The 13,881-nt window shown below is 70.3% G+C and carries 15 protein-coding genes; 6 read left to right on the forward strand and 9 right to left on the reverse strand.

Annotated elements, in window-relative coordinates; translation table 11 throughout:
• Positions 1 to 83: 83 nt before the first annotated feature.
• From gltX to ABZS54_RS18390, 3 genes are all read right to left on the reverse strand, one after another.
• Positions 84 to 1,454 carry a glutamate--tRNA ligase gene (gene gltX / locus ABZS54_RS18380; protein WP_355536562.1) on the reverse strand — a complete coding sequence of 457 codons (1,371 nt, stop codon included), beginning with the start codon at positions 1,452 to 1,454 and terminating at the stop codon, positions 84 to 86.
• 152 nt (positions 1,455 to 1,606) lie between these two features.
• Complete coding sequence (locus ABZS54_RS18385) at positions 1,607 to 2,083, reverse strand: ATP-binding protein (protein WP_355536532.1); 477 nt, start codon at positions 2,081 to 2,083, stop codon at positions 1,607 to 1,609.
• Between the two features lie 77 nt (positions 2,084 to 2,160).
• Complete coding sequence (locus ABZS54_RS18390) at positions 2,161 to 2,502, reverse strand: STAS domain-containing protein (RefSeq protein ID WP_355536535.1); 342 nt, start codon at positions 2,500 to 2,502, stop codon at positions 2,161 to 2,163.
• A gap of 238 nt (positions 2,503 to 2,740) precedes the next feature.
• Here ABZS54_RS18390 and ABZS54_RS18395 point away from each other — a divergent pair, with 238 nt between their 5' ends.
• Positions 2,741 to 3,586 carry an RNA polymerase sigma factor SigF gene (locus ABZS54_RS18395; protein ID WP_355536565.1) on the forward strand — a complete coding sequence of 282 codons (846 nt, stop codon included), beginning with the start codon at positions 2,741 to 2,743 and terminating at the stop codon, positions 3,584 to 3,586.
• 110 nt (positions 3,587 to 3,696) lie between these two features.
• On the opposite strand, the gene ABZS54_RS18400 is transcribed toward ABZS54_RS18395, so the two are convergent.
• A complete protein-coding gene (locus ABZS54_RS18400) occupies positions 3,697 to 4,665 on the reverse strand; it encodes a CoA ester lyase (RefSeq protein ID WP_026219475.1) in 969 nt (322 codons plus the stop codon).
• Positions 4,666 to 4,780: 115 nt separating this feature from the next.
• Between ABZS54_RS18400 and ABZS54_RS18405 the strand changes: the two genes are divergently transcribed.
• Positions 4,781 to 5,350 (forward strand): hypothetical protein, encoded by a 570-nt coding sequence (locus tag ABZS54_RS18405; RefSeq protein ID WP_355536538.1) that lies wholly within the window; start codon positions 4,781 to 4,783, stop codon positions 5,348 to 5,350.
• A gap of 44 nt (positions 5,351 to 5,394) precedes the next feature.
• Here ABZS54_RS18405 and ABZS54_RS18410 read toward each other — a convergent pair whose 3' ends face one another.
• Both ABZS54_RS18410 and ABZS54_RS18415 read right to left on the reverse strand, forming a co-directional pair.
• Positions 5,395 to 6,348: a hypothetical protein gene (locus tag ABZS54_RS18410; protein ID WP_355536541.1), complete on the reverse strand. Its 954-nt coding sequence runs from the start codon at positions 6,346 to 6,348 to the stop codon at positions 5,395 to 5,397.
• 110 nt (positions 6,349 to 6,458) lie between these two features.
• Positions 6,459 to 7,226, reverse strand: a complete 768-nt coding sequence (locus tag ABZS54_RS18415) for a hypothetical protein (protein WP_355536544.1) — start codon at positions 7,224 to 7,226, stop codon at positions 6,459 to 6,461.
• Positions 7,227 to 7,368: 142 nt separating this feature from the next.
• Between ABZS54_RS18415 and ABZS54_RS18420 the strand changes: the two genes are divergently transcribed.
• The 3 genes from ABZS54_RS18420 (at position 7,369) to ABZS54_RS18430 (ending at position 9,893) form a co-directional block, all read left to right on the forward strand.
• Entirely contained in the window at positions 7,369 to 8,643 is a 1,275-nt protein-coding gene (locus tag ABZS54_RS18420) for a CBS domain-containing protein (protein ID WP_355536547.1), read from the forward strand.
• Positions 8,633 to 9,217: a DUF1003 domain-containing protein gene (locus tag ABZS54_RS18425; RefSeq protein ID WP_355536550.1), complete on the forward strand. Its 585-nt coding sequence runs from the start codon at positions 8,633 to 8,635 to the stop codon at positions 9,215 to 9,217. Before ABZS54_RS18420 ends, ABZS54_RS18425 begins: the two co-directional genes overlap by 11 nt.
• Positions 9,218 to 9,311: 94 nt before the next feature.
• Positions 9,312 to 9,893 carry a TetR/AcrR family transcriptional regulator gene (locus ABZS54_RS18430; protein ID WP_355536553.1) on the forward strand — a complete coding sequence of 194 codons (582 nt, stop codon included), beginning with the start codon at positions 9,312 to 9,314 and terminating at the stop codon, positions 9,891 to 9,893.
• Here ABZS54_RS18430 and ABZS54_RS18435 read toward each other — a convergent pair.
• The 3 genes from ABZS54_RS18435 to ABZS54_RS18445 form a co-directional block, all read right to left on the reverse strand.
• The gene (locus ABZS54_RS18435; protein ID WP_355536556.1) at positions 9,868 to 11,106 is read right to left on the reverse strand and encodes a benzoate/H(+) symporter BenE family transporter; all 1,239 of its coding nucleotides are present in this window, start codon (positions 11,104 to 11,106) and stop codon (positions 9,868 to 9,870) included. The genes ABZS54_RS18430 and ABZS54_RS18435 overlap by 26 nt on opposite strands.
• A 19-nt stretch (positions 11,107 to 11,125) precedes the next feature.
• Positions 11,126 to 11,602, reverse strand: a complete 477-nt coding sequence (locus ABZS54_RS18440) for a macro domain-containing protein (protein WP_355536559.1) — start codon at positions 11,600 to 11,602, stop codon at positions 11,126 to 11,128.
• A gap of 62 nt (positions 11,603 to 11,664) precedes the next feature.
• The gene (locus tag ABZS54_RS18445; protein WP_355536568.1) at positions 11,665 to 12,540 is read right to left on the reverse strand and encodes an amidohydrolase family protein; all 876 of its coding nucleotides are present in this window, start codon (positions 12,538 to 12,540) and stop codon (positions 11,665 to 11,667) included.
• Between the two features lie 98 nt (positions 12,541 to 12,638).
• Between ABZS54_RS18445 and ABZS54_RS18450 the strand changes: the two genes are divergently transcribed.
• Positions 12,639 to 13,772: an Mrp/NBP35 family ATP-binding protein gene (locus ABZS54_RS18450; protein WP_355536571.1), complete on the forward strand. Its 1,134-nt coding sequence runs from the start codon at positions 12,639 to 12,641 to the stop codon at positions 13,770 to 13,772.
• Positions 13,773 to 13,881: the final 109 nt, after the last annotated feature.

Consider the following 13,881-nt stretch of genomic DNA (forward strand, 5'->3'; position numbering starts at 1 on the left):
GGCAACACGGCGGGCCCGCACACCGATTGCCGGTGTGCGGGCCCGTCTCGTTCGGACGCGTCCTCGTTCGGGTCCGGCGAGTACTACTCAGCCGTCGCCAACCGCTCCAGTGCCGCGTCGATGCGGGCCAGCACCCGGTCGCGGCCGAGCACCTGGAGCGACTCGAACAGGGGCAGGCCGATCGTGCGGCCGGTCACCGCGACCCGCACCGGGGCCTGCGACTTGGACAGCTTCAGGCCGTGCGCGGCGCCTGCGGCCTCGACCGCGGCCTTGAGCGCGCCCACGTTCCACTCGGCGCCCACGAGCTCCGTGCGCGCACTGGCCAGTACGTCCGCGGCACCCGGCTTCATCGCCTTGGCCCAGGCCGCCTCGTCCTCGGCGGGCCTGTCCAGGAACAGGAAGTCCACGTACATCGGGACCTCGTCGAGCACCGTGATCCGGGTCTGCACGAGCGGCGCGACCTCGGCGAACACGGCCGGGTCGTACGCCTCCTTCGCCCACGGCGCCTTCGACCCGAGCACCCACGGTTCGCAGGCCCGCACGAACGCGTCCGCGTCGAGCGCGCGAATGTAGTCGGCGTTGAACGAGGAGAGCTTCTTCACGTCGAAGAACGCGGACGACTTGTTCACGTCCCGCAGGTCGAAGAGTTGCTCCAGCTCCGTGTAGGGCCGGATCTCGATGTCGTCCTTGGGACCCCAGCCGAGCAGGAAGAGGTAGTTCACCAGAGCCTCGGGCAGGTAGCCCTCGTCCAGGTAGGACTCCAGGGCAACCTTGTCCCGGCGCTTGGACAACTTCTGCCGCTTCTCGTTCACGATCACCGGCAGGTGCGCCCACTGCGGCGGGGTCGCGCCGAGCGCCTCCCACAACAACTGCTGCTTGGCCGCGTTGGACAGGTGTTCCTCGCCGCGAATCACGATGGTGATCCGCTGGTCGACGTCGTCGACCACGTTCGCCAGCAGGAACACCGCCGAGCCGTTGCCCCGGGCCACCACGAAGTCCTCCAGCGAGGCGTTCGGGAACTCGGTGTCGCCGCGCACCAGGTCGGCCACCACCGTGACGCCCTCGTCCGGCGTACGAAAGCGCAGCGCGCGCCCGTCGCCCGCGGCCAGGCCGCGGTCCCGGCAGAAGCCGTCGTAGCCCAGGTGCTTGGAGCCGGTGCGGGCCTCCAGGTCCTCACGCGTGCAGTCGCAGTAGTACGCACGGCCCGCCTCGAAGAGCTCGACCGCCGACTCGCGGTGCAGCGTCGTGTTCTGCGACTGGAAGTACGGGCCCTCGAAGGCCGGGTCGGACGCGTTGATGCCGATCGCCGCGAGCGCGCTGATGATGCCCTCGGTCCACTCCGGCCGGTTCCGCGCCTCGTCGGTGTCCTCGACCCGCAGCACGAACGTGCCGCCGGCCTTGTGCGCCACGGCCCAGTTGTACAGCGCGGAACGAGCGCCACCGACGTGGAACATGCCGGTGGGAGAGGGAGCGAAGCGAACACGAACCGAAGAGGCAGACATGTGCTCCAGGGTATCCGCCGAGCGGGCCGGGTTCGGGCCGGCACCCGGCTGGGCGCACAACCCCCGAACACCCCGCTCGACGCACGACCCCCGAGGCACCCGGCTCAGCGCATGGCTTCCGGAACGGGCATGTCCACCCACACCGTCTTGCCGTCGCCCTGGTGCACGACCACGCCCCAGTCCAGCGTCAACCGCCGGATGATGTGCAGCCCGTGTCCGCCCGGTCGGGTCCCCGAGTGCGGCGCCCGCGCCTGCGGGGGATCCTCGCTGCGGTCGTCCACCTCGATCCGGAGCAGATCGCTCGTCCGCACGACGCGCAGCTCGACCGGACCCCCCGCGTGCAGGCACGCGTTGGTGACCAGTTCGACCGCGACGAGCAGGACGTCGTCGGACGTCAACATCACCTGTTCGTCGTCGGAACCCGACCATCCATACGCATGGAGCGTGTTGCGGATGAACGTCCTGGACCGCGCCACCGCCCCCGTCGCGCCCTCGAACGGCAATCTCCGCACCTGACGAAGCGGTGGGGTGGAGAAACAGGCACCCCCGTCGCCGGACGCCTGCGATCGCATGGCGCACATCTACTGGCTCACCTCACTCACGCTGCTACGCGGTGATAGTTGCCCGCATCCCGCTGGAGGACACCAGAAGTCACGAGCTACTCTCCGACCGCCTCTGCCAGGGTCTCGTGGAAAGTGAACCCCTGTACCGCACCGGTGATCTCAAATACCCGCGCAACGGCAGGTTGAACGCCCACGAGGTGGACCTCTCCTCCTGCGGCCTGCGCGCGCAGGCGGGCACCGAGGAACGCGTTCAGTCCGGTCGAATCACAGAAATCGAGTTCCGAACAGTCGATCACCAGGCGTGTACTGCCCTGCTCGACACACTCGAACAAGCGATCCCGCACCGCGTCGGCACTGTCCACGTCGATCTCACCGGCGACCGTAACGATCGCAGAGGTGCCATTGGTGCTCACCGACACCGTCAAGCCGCCCTGCATGCCAGCCTCCTGCTGCCCTTTGCCCACCGAGTAATCCGGCCCGGGCACACGATAGACGACCGCCCCTCGATGTTGGGGGTGGGCCGGCGCACACAAAGTTTTTCGAGTGGATCGTGTTTGCCCTTCCCCATCCGGGTTAGGCGCAGGGGGGAGACCTCACAACGCGTTACGAGGGGGAGGCATGGCAGTTCAGCTCGAAGCCGAGATGCAGGTCCGGGGGTCGCAGCGGCCACCGGCAATGGACACCGGGGCAGAAGAGCTGGACCTGTACGGGCTCCACCACGAGTTCGACGCGGGCGAGATCGGGTCGATGGGCGCCACGGACGCCCGCGCTCTGTCCAGGACGCTGTTCCGGCGGCTGAAGCGGCTGGAGGAGGGCACGCACGAGTACCAATACGTGCGCAACACTCTCATCGAACTCAACCTGCCCCTGGTGCGTTTCGCCGCGGGCCGGTTTCGCACCCGCAGCGAACCGCTGGAGGACATCGTCCAGGTCGGCACGATCGGGCTGATCAAGGCGATCGATCGTTTCGACACCGAGCGCGAGGTCGAGTTCCCGACCTTTGCGATGCCGACCATCCTCGGCGAGATCAAGCGCTTCTTCCGGGACACCACGTGGTCGGTCCGGGTGCCGCGACGGCTCCAGGAATTGCGACTGCGATTGGCCAAGGCGAGCGAGGAGTTGGGGCAGCGGCTGGACCGGGCGCCCACCGTCGCCGAACTCGCGGCCTTCCTGGACGTCTCCCGCGAGGAGGTCGTCGAGGGCATGATCGCCTCGAACGGCTACAGCGCGTCCTCGTTGGACGCGCCCGCCGGTGGTGCCGGCGGCGACGACGCGGCGGTCCCGATGGACCGGCTCGGCACGGACGACGACGCGATCGAACTGGTGGACAATCGCGAGTCGCTCAAGCCGCTGATCGCCGCGCTCCCGCCGCGCGAGAAGCACATCCTGATGCTGCGCTTCTTCGGCGGCAAGACCCAGGCCGAGATCGGCGAGCAGCTGGGCATCTCCCAGATGCACGTCTCCCGGCTGCTCTCGCGCACACTCGGCACACTGCGCACGGGTCTGCTCACCGAGAGCTGACCCGGGCCCACATCCGCCCGCAGGGACTTCGAGGGGCGGGAGGCGATCGCTGATCGCCTCCCGCCCCTCGGCGCGTGCCGGCCCGGTCCGGCCGGGTCCGCCGGTCGGCCTCAGCCCTTGGGGGCCTCGAACTTCTGCGTCCGCTGCATGCCCGCGGCGCGGCCCTTGGCCGAGATCACCAGGGCCATCTTGCGCGACGCCTCGTCGATCATCTCGTCGCCGAGCATCGCGGCACCCTTCATCCCGCCCTCGGCCGAGGTGCACCAGTCGTACGCGTCGAGGATCATCTCGGCGTGGTCGTAGTCGGCCTGGGTCGGCGAGTACAGCTCGTTCGCGGCGTCGATCTGGCCGGGGTGCAGCACCCACTTGCCGTCGAAGCCCAGCGCGGCCGAGCGGCCGGCCACCCGACGGAACCCGTCCACGTCCTTGATCTGGAGGTAGGGACCGTCGATCGCCTGGAGGTCGTTGGCGCGCGCGGCCATCAGGATGCGCATCAGGATGTAGTGGTACGCGTCGCCGGTGTCGTAGCCCGGCGGCTGCTCGCCGACCACGAGCGACTTCATGTTGATCGACGCCATGAAGTCGGCCGGCCCGAAGATGATCGTCTCCACGCGCGGCGACGCGGCGGCGATCTCGTCCACGTTCACCAGGCCGCGGGCGTTCTCGATCTGCGCCTCGATGCCGATCCGGCCGACCTCCAGGCCGACCGTCTTCTCGATCTGGGTGAGCAGCAGGTCCAGGGCCTTGACCTGGCCGGCGTCCTGGACCTTCGGCAGCATGATGGCGTCGAGGTTGGCCCCCGCGCCCTCCACGACGGTGACCACGTCGCGGTAGGTCCAGTGCGTGGTCCAGTCGTTGACCCGCACGACGCGGATCCGATTCCCCCAGTCGCCGGTGTTCAGCGCGTCGACGATGGTGTGTCGCGCGCCCTCCTTCGCGAGCGGGGCGCAGGCGTCCTCGAGGTCGAGGAACACCTGGTCGACCGGGAGCCCCTGCGCCTTCTCGATGAAGCGCGGGTTGCTGCCGGGCACAGCCATACAGGAACGGCGGGAACGCAAGCTACGCGATGTGGCGGCCATGTGTCTGGTCCTCCCAGTGCTGCGGATCGTGCGGTCAGGTTACCGACGGGTCACCCCGCACGGGCTATGAGGTGGCGCACGTTCCGCGCCCGTACGTTGTGGGACGCTGTGGCGCATGACGGACAACGACGCACTCCCGGGAGGGGACGCGCCGCGCGAGCGGGGCGCGGAAGGGGCGCTGCTTGAAGAAGGCGCGCTGCTTGAAGAAGGCGCGAAGAAGTCCGGCCTGCTCTGGCTCACCGTCGGCACCACGCCACCCCGCCCGGTCTGGCACGTGTGGCTGGACGGCTCGTCGTGGCTGGTGGCCGCCCGCGAGGACGGTGCGGTCGAGCAGTTCGTACCCGGCCTGGCCGAGGCCGGGCGGGCGCTCGTGGACATGCGCAGCAAGGACAAGGGCGGCCGGCTGCCCGGGTGGACCGCCGAGGTCGCCGTGGTCGCGCCGGACGACCCGGCGTACGAGCCGGCCGTCCTGGCCCTGCACGCGGCCCGGTTGAACGCGCCGGACGGCGAGGAGCAGCCGGCCCGCTGGGCGCGCGAGTGCGACCTGATCCGGCTCACCCCGACCGGCTCGGCCCGATCCGCACCCCGGGACGCGGGACGCACAGTGCCGGTCGGCTCACCCGCGGTGACGCGCGGGGCGTCGCCGTTCAACCTGTCGATCGGCCGGCTGCGCCGACGCGGCTGAGCCCGGGTCGCCGCCGCGACCGTCCGCGGCGGCGCGCAGGTGCCTCAGGAGAACAGAAGCGGGTCGTTCCTGAGGCCGCTGGGCACCGGCGGCTTGCTCATCCGGCCGATGTCGGAGCGACGCGTGGCGGAGGTGGAGGGCGTGCCGTTCGGCGGCCGCGTCGAGGTGCCGCCGGGGCCGGACGAGGAGCCGTTGCCGCCGGCGCCGCCGGTCGGCCGGCCCTGGGGGGTCAGGCCCTTGTCCACCACGTCCTTGGGATCCGGCGCGTGCACGTCGACCCGCTCGCCGTAGCCGAGGAAGTCGAAGGCGCCGGCCTGCCTCGCGTCCGGGGCCGACTCCATCCGCAACAAGTACGGGGCGCCCTCGGTGGCCACCCAGATGGTGCCGCCCGCGCCCGGCGTCCGGTTCTCCAGCGCGATCGCCTTGTGCCCGTTGACCTGCTTGACCGGGCCCTTCTCCAGCTTGCCCGGCTTGCCCATCAGCTTGTTGGTCAGCCGCTCGACATAGGTGTTCTCCACGATGCCGTCGTACTTCTTGTCGCCGGCGGGGACCTGTACGTACTTCTCGTGGTTGGCCACCTCGGTGCTGGGGCCCTCGACCCTGGACCAGAACTTCGCGTCGCCCCGGAACCAGACCTGGTTCTGTACCCGGGTGACGTAGGCGGTCGTGCTGTCCTCGACGATCTGGCCCTCGCTGCCGGTGCTGGTGAAGCGCATGTCCACGCTGAACGGCTTGGCCGGCTTGCCGGCCGTGCCCGGGACCACCAACTCGCCCTTGACGTGCACCGATTTCGCCCCGGCCGTCGCGGCCTGGGCACGCTGCAGGATCGCCGCCGGATCCAGGCCGTCCACCTGGTTGCCCAGCGGCGCGCCCGCCGTCGGGTCGTCCACCGGGGCCTGCCACGAGCGGTGTGCGGGTCGTCCCGCACTGCACCCGGCGGCCAGCACCGTGACCGATACAGCCGTAGCCACCACGAAGCCGCGCCGCACGTGATCCACCGTTGGGTTCCCTCGTCGTTCGATGTCTCGTTGGTTCGCTGATCTGAATCGACGCCCGCCCGCGTCGCCGTCCTACCGGAAACGGTATCCCGGAGCCGGAATCGCCCGCCTCAGTCGGTGCCCGGCACCGGCCCGTCGGACTTGGCCGGGGGCTTGTCCGGCGTCTCCTTGCCATCGGTCAGCGTGCCGTAGTCGACCACGTCCTCGGCCTTGGGCAGCACCAGCGGGAAGTCCTGGTCGTATTCGAAGAGTTCCAGCTCTCCGCCACTCGGCGACGGGACGTACTTGAGCGGGAACGGGGTCCCGTGCAGGGCCACCCGCAGTTCGCCGCCGCGGCCTCGATCCGCCACCAGCTTGAGCGACTCGGCGCCGCGCACCTTCTCCCGGCCGTCCTTCTTGAGTTTTCCGTTGAGTCGAATCAGGTCGGTGATCATGTCCTTCATCCGGGTAAAACCGGACAGTCGGGCATAACTGGGATCGACGGGCGGAACCTTGACAAACTTGTCGCGCAGCGCCTGGGCCGACTGTTCCACATCGGCCCCGCCACGCCCGTCCCGGCCCTGGTACAGCCGGGCGTCGCCGCGCACGAACAGGTCCTCGCCGATCCGCAGCAGTTCGATGGTGCTGTCCGCGGTGACCACGGTGCCCACCCCGCCGTCGCGCTTGAGCCGCAGGTCGATCCGGAACTGCTGGCTCTGGATCTTCCACACGCCCTGCACGTGGACGGCGCCGGCTCCCGCGGCCGCCGCCTTGGACTTGCCGGCGACGGAGTCCGCGGACTCCGCACCGAGCCCGGTCTCCTCCTTCGAACACGCCGTGCCGGTAAGGACGCAGGCGGCCAGGAGGGCGATCGTGGTCTTCGTCTGAGGCAAGCGCACGGGCGGCACTGTACTGAGCCGGGCACCGGGTGTCGTGGTCGTGCCCACCTTCACCGGTAGCCTGACCGTCCGGGGCACCCGCGGCGCGACCGCGCGGATCGGCCAACGCGGACGTACACATCGGCGACGGAGGGACCACGGCATGAGTGCGTCATCCGGGCGGGTGTTCATCTCGCACCTCGCGGGCGTGGCCGTGTTCGACCCCAACGGCGACCACGTCGGTCGGCTGCGCGACGTGGTGGTGATGCTGCGCACCGCCCAGCTCCCCCCGCGCGTGCTCGGCCTGGTCGTCGAGGTGGCCACCCGCCGGCGGATCTTCGTACCGATGACCCGGGTGACCAGCGTGGAGACCGGCGAGGTGATCACCACGGGGCTGGTCAACATGCGCCGCTTCGAGCAGCGGCCGAGCGAGACGTTGGTGCTCGCCGAGATGCTGGATCGCCGGGTGGCCCTCGCCGAGACCGACGAGCCGGTGACCGTCCTGGACGTCGCGATGGCGCTCGGGCGTGGTCGCGACTGGCTGATCTCCAAGCTGTTCGTGCAAAAGGGCGGCACCTCCGGGCTGCGCCGGCGGCGCGGCGAGACGATCACCGTCGACTGGAACGCGGTGGTCGGCTTCGAGCGTCCGGAGGACCAGCAGGGTGCGGCCAACCTGCTCGCCACGTTCGAGCAGCTGCGGCCCGCCGACCTGGCGAACGTGCTGCACAACCTGTCCGCCAAGCGCCGCGCCGAGGTGGCCGCGGCGCTGGACGACGACCGGCTCGCGGACGTGCTGGAGGAACTGCCCGAGGACGACCAGGTCGAGATCCTGGGCCAGCTCCAGGAGGAGCGCGCGGCCGACGTGCTGGAGGCGATGGACCCGGACGACGCGGCCGACCTGATCTCCGAGCTGCCCGAGGACACCGCGGAACGCCTGCTCGGCCTGATGGAGCCCGAGGAGGCAAAGGACGTGCGCCGCCTGCTCACCTATGTCGAGGACACCGCCGGCGGCATGATGACCACCGAGCCGATCGTGCTCGAACCGGGTGCCACGATCGCCGAGGCGCTCGCGCACGTGCGCAACTCCGACCTGTCGCCGGCCCTGGCCAGTCAGGTCTACGTCTGCCGGCCGCCGACCGAGACGCCGACCGGCAAGTACCTGGGCACGGTGCACTTCCAGCGGCTGCTGCGCGATCCGCCGTTCACCCTGGTCGGCGCGGTCCTGGACACCGACCTGATGCCACTGCGGCCGGGCACCCCGCTCGCCGAGGTGACCAGCTTCCTGGCCGCGTACAACATGGTCGCCGCGCCCGTGGTGGACGAGGACGACCATCTGCTCGGCGCGGTCACCGTCGACGACGTGCTCGACCACCTGCTGCCCGAGGACTGGCGCGAGGGTGCCATACACGGAGACGGGGGTGTCCGCCGTGGCACGTGAGAGCACGAGCGCCGACAAGCGCCGCCGCCCGCGCCTGGATCAACCGCGCGACCCGGGGCGCCGTCCGCTGCTGCCCGCGTACGACCCGGAGGCGTTCGGTCGGTTCTCCGAGCGGATCGCCCGGTTCCTGGGCACCGGCCGGTTCCTGGTCTACATGACCGCCACGGTGATCGTGTGGATCGCCTGGAACATCTTCGTGCCGCCGGCGCTGCGCTTCGACGAGTATCCGTTCATCTTCCTGACCCTGGCGCTGTCCCTACAGGCGTCCTACGCGGCGCCGCTGATCCTGCTCGCGCAGAACCGGCAGGACGACCGGGATCGGGTCAACCTGGAGCAGGACCGGGCCCGCAACGAGCGCAACATCGCGGACACCGAGTATCTGACCCGCGAGGTCGCGGCGCTGCGGATCGCCCTCGGCGAGGTCGCCACCCGGGACTTCCTGCGCTCGGAACTCCAGTCCATGCTCAAGGAGTTGGACGAGCGTCGGGAGACCGACGGGTGGCTGATGGGCCGCAACGTAACCGATGCGCACCTGACCCGGCAGCAGCACCCACCGGACCCGGAGCGCCCCTGAGTCCGGGGCCGCGGTCGAAACTCGACAGTTTTTTATACAGACGTATCAGTCATTCGTATAAGACATTTGTCTAACGCGGGGTTACGATCGCTTCATGGGACACCGCGAAGACCTGCTGGCCGGAGCCAAACGTTGTCTGTACGAGAAGGGCTACATGCGCACGACCGCGCGCGACATCGTCGCCGCGTCGGGAACCAACCTCGGATCGATCGGCTATCACTACGGGTCCAAGGACGCGCTGATGCAGCAGGCGCTGCTGGAGTCGATCGAGGGGTGGGGCGCGGAAGTGGCCGGCGCGCTGGCCGACGCGGTCGGCGGCGAGACCGCGCCGCTGGAGCGCTTCGAGGCGATCTGGACGCGCGTGATCGACCTGATGGAGTCGCACCGGATGATGTGGGCGGCCAACTTCGAGATCCTCGCCCATCTCGACGAGTTGCCGGAGATCCACAAGGTGCTCGCCGCAGCGCAGAACGACGGCCGTTCCGGACTGGCCTCGATCTTCCTGGGCCTGCCCGAGGAGGGCAACGAGCATCTCACCGGCACGGTCGGAGCGCTGTGTCAGGCGCTCCTGGTGGGCGTGGTCAGCCAGTGGATGTTCGCCCCGGAGAACGCCCCCACGGGCCGCGATCTCGCCGAGGGCATGCGCGTGCTCATGAGCGCGAACCCGGCCGGCTGAACCAGCCGCAGGACAGCACCAGGTGGGCCAGGACGCCCGCGATCAGCCCCCAGAACGCGGACCCGATCCCGCCGATGGTGACCCCGGACGCGGTGGCCAGGAAGGTGATCAGCGCCGCCTCGCGGTGCTCGTCGTCGGCCATCGCGCCGGTGAGGCCGCTCGCCAGCGCGCCGAACAGCGCCACGCCCGCGACCGCCGCGACCAGTTCCTTGGGCAGGCCCGCGAACAAGGCCACCAGGGTCGACCCGAACATGCCCACGACCAGGTAGAAGACCCCGCACGAGACCCCCGCGACGTAGCGCCTGCGGGGGTCGTGGTGTGCCTCGGGGCCGGTGCAGATCGCGGCGGTGATCGCGGCCAGGTTGATCGCGTGCGACCCGAACGGCGCGAGCAGCGTGGACACCGCCCCGGTCGAGCCGATCAGCACCCGGTCGTTCGGCGCGTAGCCGGACGCGGCCAACACCCCCATCCCGGGCGCGTTCTGCGACGCGAGGGTGGCCACCAGGAGCGGCACCGCGATCCCGATCAGGGCCGGCACCGACAGGTGCGGCGTCGTCCACTCCGGGCGCGCGATCTCGAACGCGTCGATGTGCACGTGCAGCCGTGCGGTCGCCGCCGCGCAGACCACCCCGACCACGAGCGCGGCCAGTACCGCGTAGCGCGGGAGGAACCGTTTGCCGACCAGATAGGCGAGCAGCACACCGCCGGCGATCCAGGGCGCGGTCTTGACCGACGTGAACACCCCGGTGCCGAACGAGAACAGGATCCCGGCCAGCATCGCGGACACCACCGCGGCGGGCACCCGGCGGATCAGCCGGCCGAACACGCCGGTCACCCCGATCACGGTGATCAGCACGCCGGTGACCACGAACGCGCCGATCGCCTCGGGATACGAGTACGAGCCCAGGCTGGTCACCAGCAGCGCGGCGCCTGGCGTGGACCACGCGGTGACGATCGGCATCCGGGTGTACAGGCTCAGGCCCAGGCAGGTCAGCCCGCTGCCGATGGACAGCGCCCAGACCCACGAGCCGGTCTGCTCTCGGGTCAGCCCGCCCGCGGACGCCGCGGTCAGCACGATCACCAGCGGCCCCGAGTAGGAGACCAGCACCGCGATCAGGCCGGCGAGCACGGCCGAGAAGGACGCGTCGCGCCACAGGTTCGGCTCGGTCGCGGGCGGCGCCGGCTCGGTGTTCGTCGTGATCCCCGTACTCACCCGGCGCCTCGCCTCGTGGTCAATCGTGGTCGTAGACGGTGACCTGGACACCGCACGCGCTCAACCGTTCGAGGACGAGCGGCTCCACCCTGCCCCAGTTGCCCCCCGCCAGACCACAGCCAATTCGCGGCATGTGGACCGAGGCCTCGAGTTCGAGCGCCCGGCGCCCGACTTCGGTCAGCGCCCGATCGATCGCGTCGTAGCGCACCGGCGGCCCCTTGCTGCCGGTCCGCATGCCGTGTTGGCCGATCATGTTGGCCACCCACAGGTAGGTGTCCACCCGGACCAGCCGCACCGCGCCGAGCCCGAAATCGTTGTGCGCCCGCTCGCGATGCCACCGCCGATAGTCGGCCTCCGGCTCGGGCCATCGCCGGGACAGCGCGAGCACGAAGCCCTTGCCCCAGCCGCCCTGGTCGTTGCACACATGTGCGATCACCTTGACGCCCTTGCCCAGCGGCGTGGTGGCGTCTCCCCTGACATACGTGATGGTCGCCATGCGCGGCACGGTAATCGGCGGCCCTTTCGCACCGACACTCGTTTACGCCGGGCGAGAAGCCCTCACGGCCGGTCGAACAGCCGGGCCGCGTTGTCGTGGCAGACCGCCCGCAGCCAGTCGTCGCCCAGGTCGAGCCGGGTCAGCGCGTCCAGCGCGTGCGCGTAGCCGTAGGGGATGTTGGGGAAGTCGCTGCCCCACAGGATCCGATCCGCCGCGTCCCGCAGCCGGGAACGATCGGCGGGCGGGAACGGGGTGAACTCCTCGACGAAGTCGGTGAAGGCCATCGTGGTGTCCAGGTGCACGCCCTCGTGGCGGTCCGCCAGATCCAGGAACTCGCCGTACTCCGGCATCCCCATGTGCGCGACGATCAGCCGCAGCCGCGGGTGTCGGGCCAGCACCCGGGCGATGGGCTCGGGCCCGGTGTGCGCTCCCGGCACCGGCCCCGAACCGCAGTGCGCGACCACCGGCACCCCCGCGTCCGCGAGTGTGCCCCACACGTCCTCCAGCAGCGGATCGGTCGGGTCGTACCCACCGACCTGGACATGCGCCTTGAACACGACCGCACCCGACTCGATCGCCTCGCGCACGTACTTCCCCGCGCCCGGTTCCGCGAAGAAGGTCGCCGTGTGCAGGCAGTCCGGGGTACGCGCGGCGAATTCGCGCGCCCACGCGTTCAGCCACGCAGCCATCTCGGGCTTGTGCGGATACAGCATCGACGTGAACGACGAGACGCCGAACGCGCGCAGCGCGGCGACCCGTTCGTCCTCGTCGAGCCGGTAGGTGATCGGCCACGGCCGGCCGATCAGCGGACCCGCCGCGTCGAAGTAGGCCCACACCTTGTCCAGCACCTGCTTGGGCATGAAGTGCGTGTGCACGTCGATCAACGACGCCAGGCCCAGTTCCCGACGGAACCGGGCCACTCGTGTCTCCTCGGCCACCGTGGTCACGCGGCCACCTCCCCATCCGGCTCGGAGGTCGATGCTCTCAAAGTCTTTTTCCGTGAGCGTCGTAAGCTCACGGTATGGCTTCTGTAACCCTGCCCTCGGCGGACGACGTCCAGGATGCGCTGGCGACCGTCCAGGACCCCGAGATTCACCGGCCCATCACCGAATTGGGCATGGTCAAATCCGTCGAGATCCATGCCGACGGGCGGGTCGAGGTCGGGGTCTTCCTGACCGTCAGCGGCTGCCCGATGCGCGAGACGATCATCAGCCGGGTCGAGAAGGCGGTCGGCGCGCTGCCCGGCGTGACCTCGGTCCGCGTCGAACTCGACGTGATGAGCGACGCACAACGCAAGGAGCTCGCGAGCAACCTGCGCGGCGGCCAGGCCGAGCGCGAGGTGCCGTTCGCCCGGCCCGGCTCGCTCACCCGTGTGTACGCCGTGGCGTCCGGCAAGGGCGGCGTCGGCAAGTCGTCGGTGACCGTGAACCTGGCCGCCTCGATGGCCGCCCAGGGGCTCAAGGTCGGCATCGTGGACGCGGACATCTACGGTCACTCGGTGCCGCGCATGCTCGGCGCGGAGGGCAAGCCCACCCAGGTCGAGAACATGATCATGCCGCCGTCGGCACAGGGCGTGAAGGTGATCTCGATCGGCATGTTCACCCCGGGCAACGCCCCGGTGGTGTGGCGCGGCCCGATGTTGCACCGCGCGCTCCAGCAGTTCCTCGCCGACGTCTACTGGGGCGACCTGGACGTGCTGCTGCTCGACCTCCCGCCGGGCACCGGCGACATCGCCATCTCGGTCGCCCAGTTGGTCCCCAACGCGGAGATCCTGGTGGTGACCACGCCGCAGCAGGCCGCCGCCGAGGTCGCCGAGCGTGCGGGCACCATCGCGGTGGAGACGCGCCAGACCATCGCCGGCGTGATCGAGAACATGGCCGGGCTGCCGTGCCCGCACTGCGGCGAGATGGTCGACGTGTTCGGCTCCGGCGGCGGGCAGCGGGTCGCCGACGGCCTGTCCGCGGCCACCGGCACCAAGGTCCCGCTGCTCGGTTCGATCCCGATCGACACCCGGCTGCGCGAGGGCGGCGACACCGGCAAGCCGGTCGTGCTGGATGCCCCGGAATCGCTCGCCGCCATCGCACTGGGCGAGATCGCGGCCAAGCTCGGCGGACGCGAGCGCGGTCTCTCCGGCCTCCAGCTCGGACTGACCCCGCTGCGCAACTTCTGAGGTCGGTTCGGGTCGGCCGGGCAGCGCCACCGCGCGACTGCGGGGCCGGCCCGGACACCGGCTTCACCGCGATGCCCCGGGGGCACGGGCGCGCCCGTTCGACGGTCGC

This window comes from Embleya sp. NPDC005575 (assembly GCF_040605455.1).
In the GTDB taxonomy this organism is placed as follows: domain Bacteria; phylum Actinomycetota; class Actinomycetes; order Streptomycetales; family Streptomycetaceae; genus Embleya.

What these genes read in the sequence shown, in the direction of transcription:
- gltX (WP_355536562.1), bottom strand. Translation starts at nt 1,454, where the DNA reads ATGTTCCACGTCGGTGGCGCTCGTTCCGCGCTGTACAACTGGGCCGTG.
- ABZS54_RS18385 (WP_355536532.1), bottom strand. Translation starts at nt 2,083, where the DNA reads ATGTGCGCCATGCGATCGCAGGCGTCCGGCGACGGGGGTGCCTGTTTC.
- ABZS54_RS18390 (WP_355536535.1), bottom strand. Translation starts at nt 2,502, where the DNA reads ATGCAGGGCGGCTTGACGGTGTCGGTGAGCACCAATGGCACCTCTGCG.
- ABZS54_RS18395 (WP_355536565.1), top strand. Translation starts at nt 2,741, where the DNA reads ATGGACACCGGGGCAGAAGAGCTGGACCTGTACGGGCTCCACCACGAG.
- ABZS54_RS18400 (WP_026219475.1), bottom strand. Translation starts at nt 4,665, where the DNA reads ATGGCCGCCACATCGCGTAGCTTGCGTTCCCGCCGTTCCTGTATGGCT.
- ABZS54_RS18405 (WP_355536538.1), top strand. Translation starts at nt 4,781, where the DNA reads ATGACGGACAACGACGCACTCCCGGGAGGGGACGCGCCGCGCGAGCGG.
- ABZS54_RS18420 (WP_355536547.1), top strand. Translation starts at nt 7,369, where the DNA reads ATGAGTGCGTCATCCGGGCGGGTGTTCATCTCGCACCTCGCGGGCGTG.
- ABZS54_RS18430 (WP_355536553.1), top strand. Translation starts at nt 9,312, where the DNA reads ATGGGACACCGCGAAGACCTGCTGGCCGGAGCCAAACGTTGTCTGTAC.
- ABZS54_RS18440 (WP_355536559.1), bottom strand. Translation starts at nt 11,602, where the DNA reads ATGGCGACCATCACGTATGTCAGGGGAGACGCCACCACGCCGCTGGGC.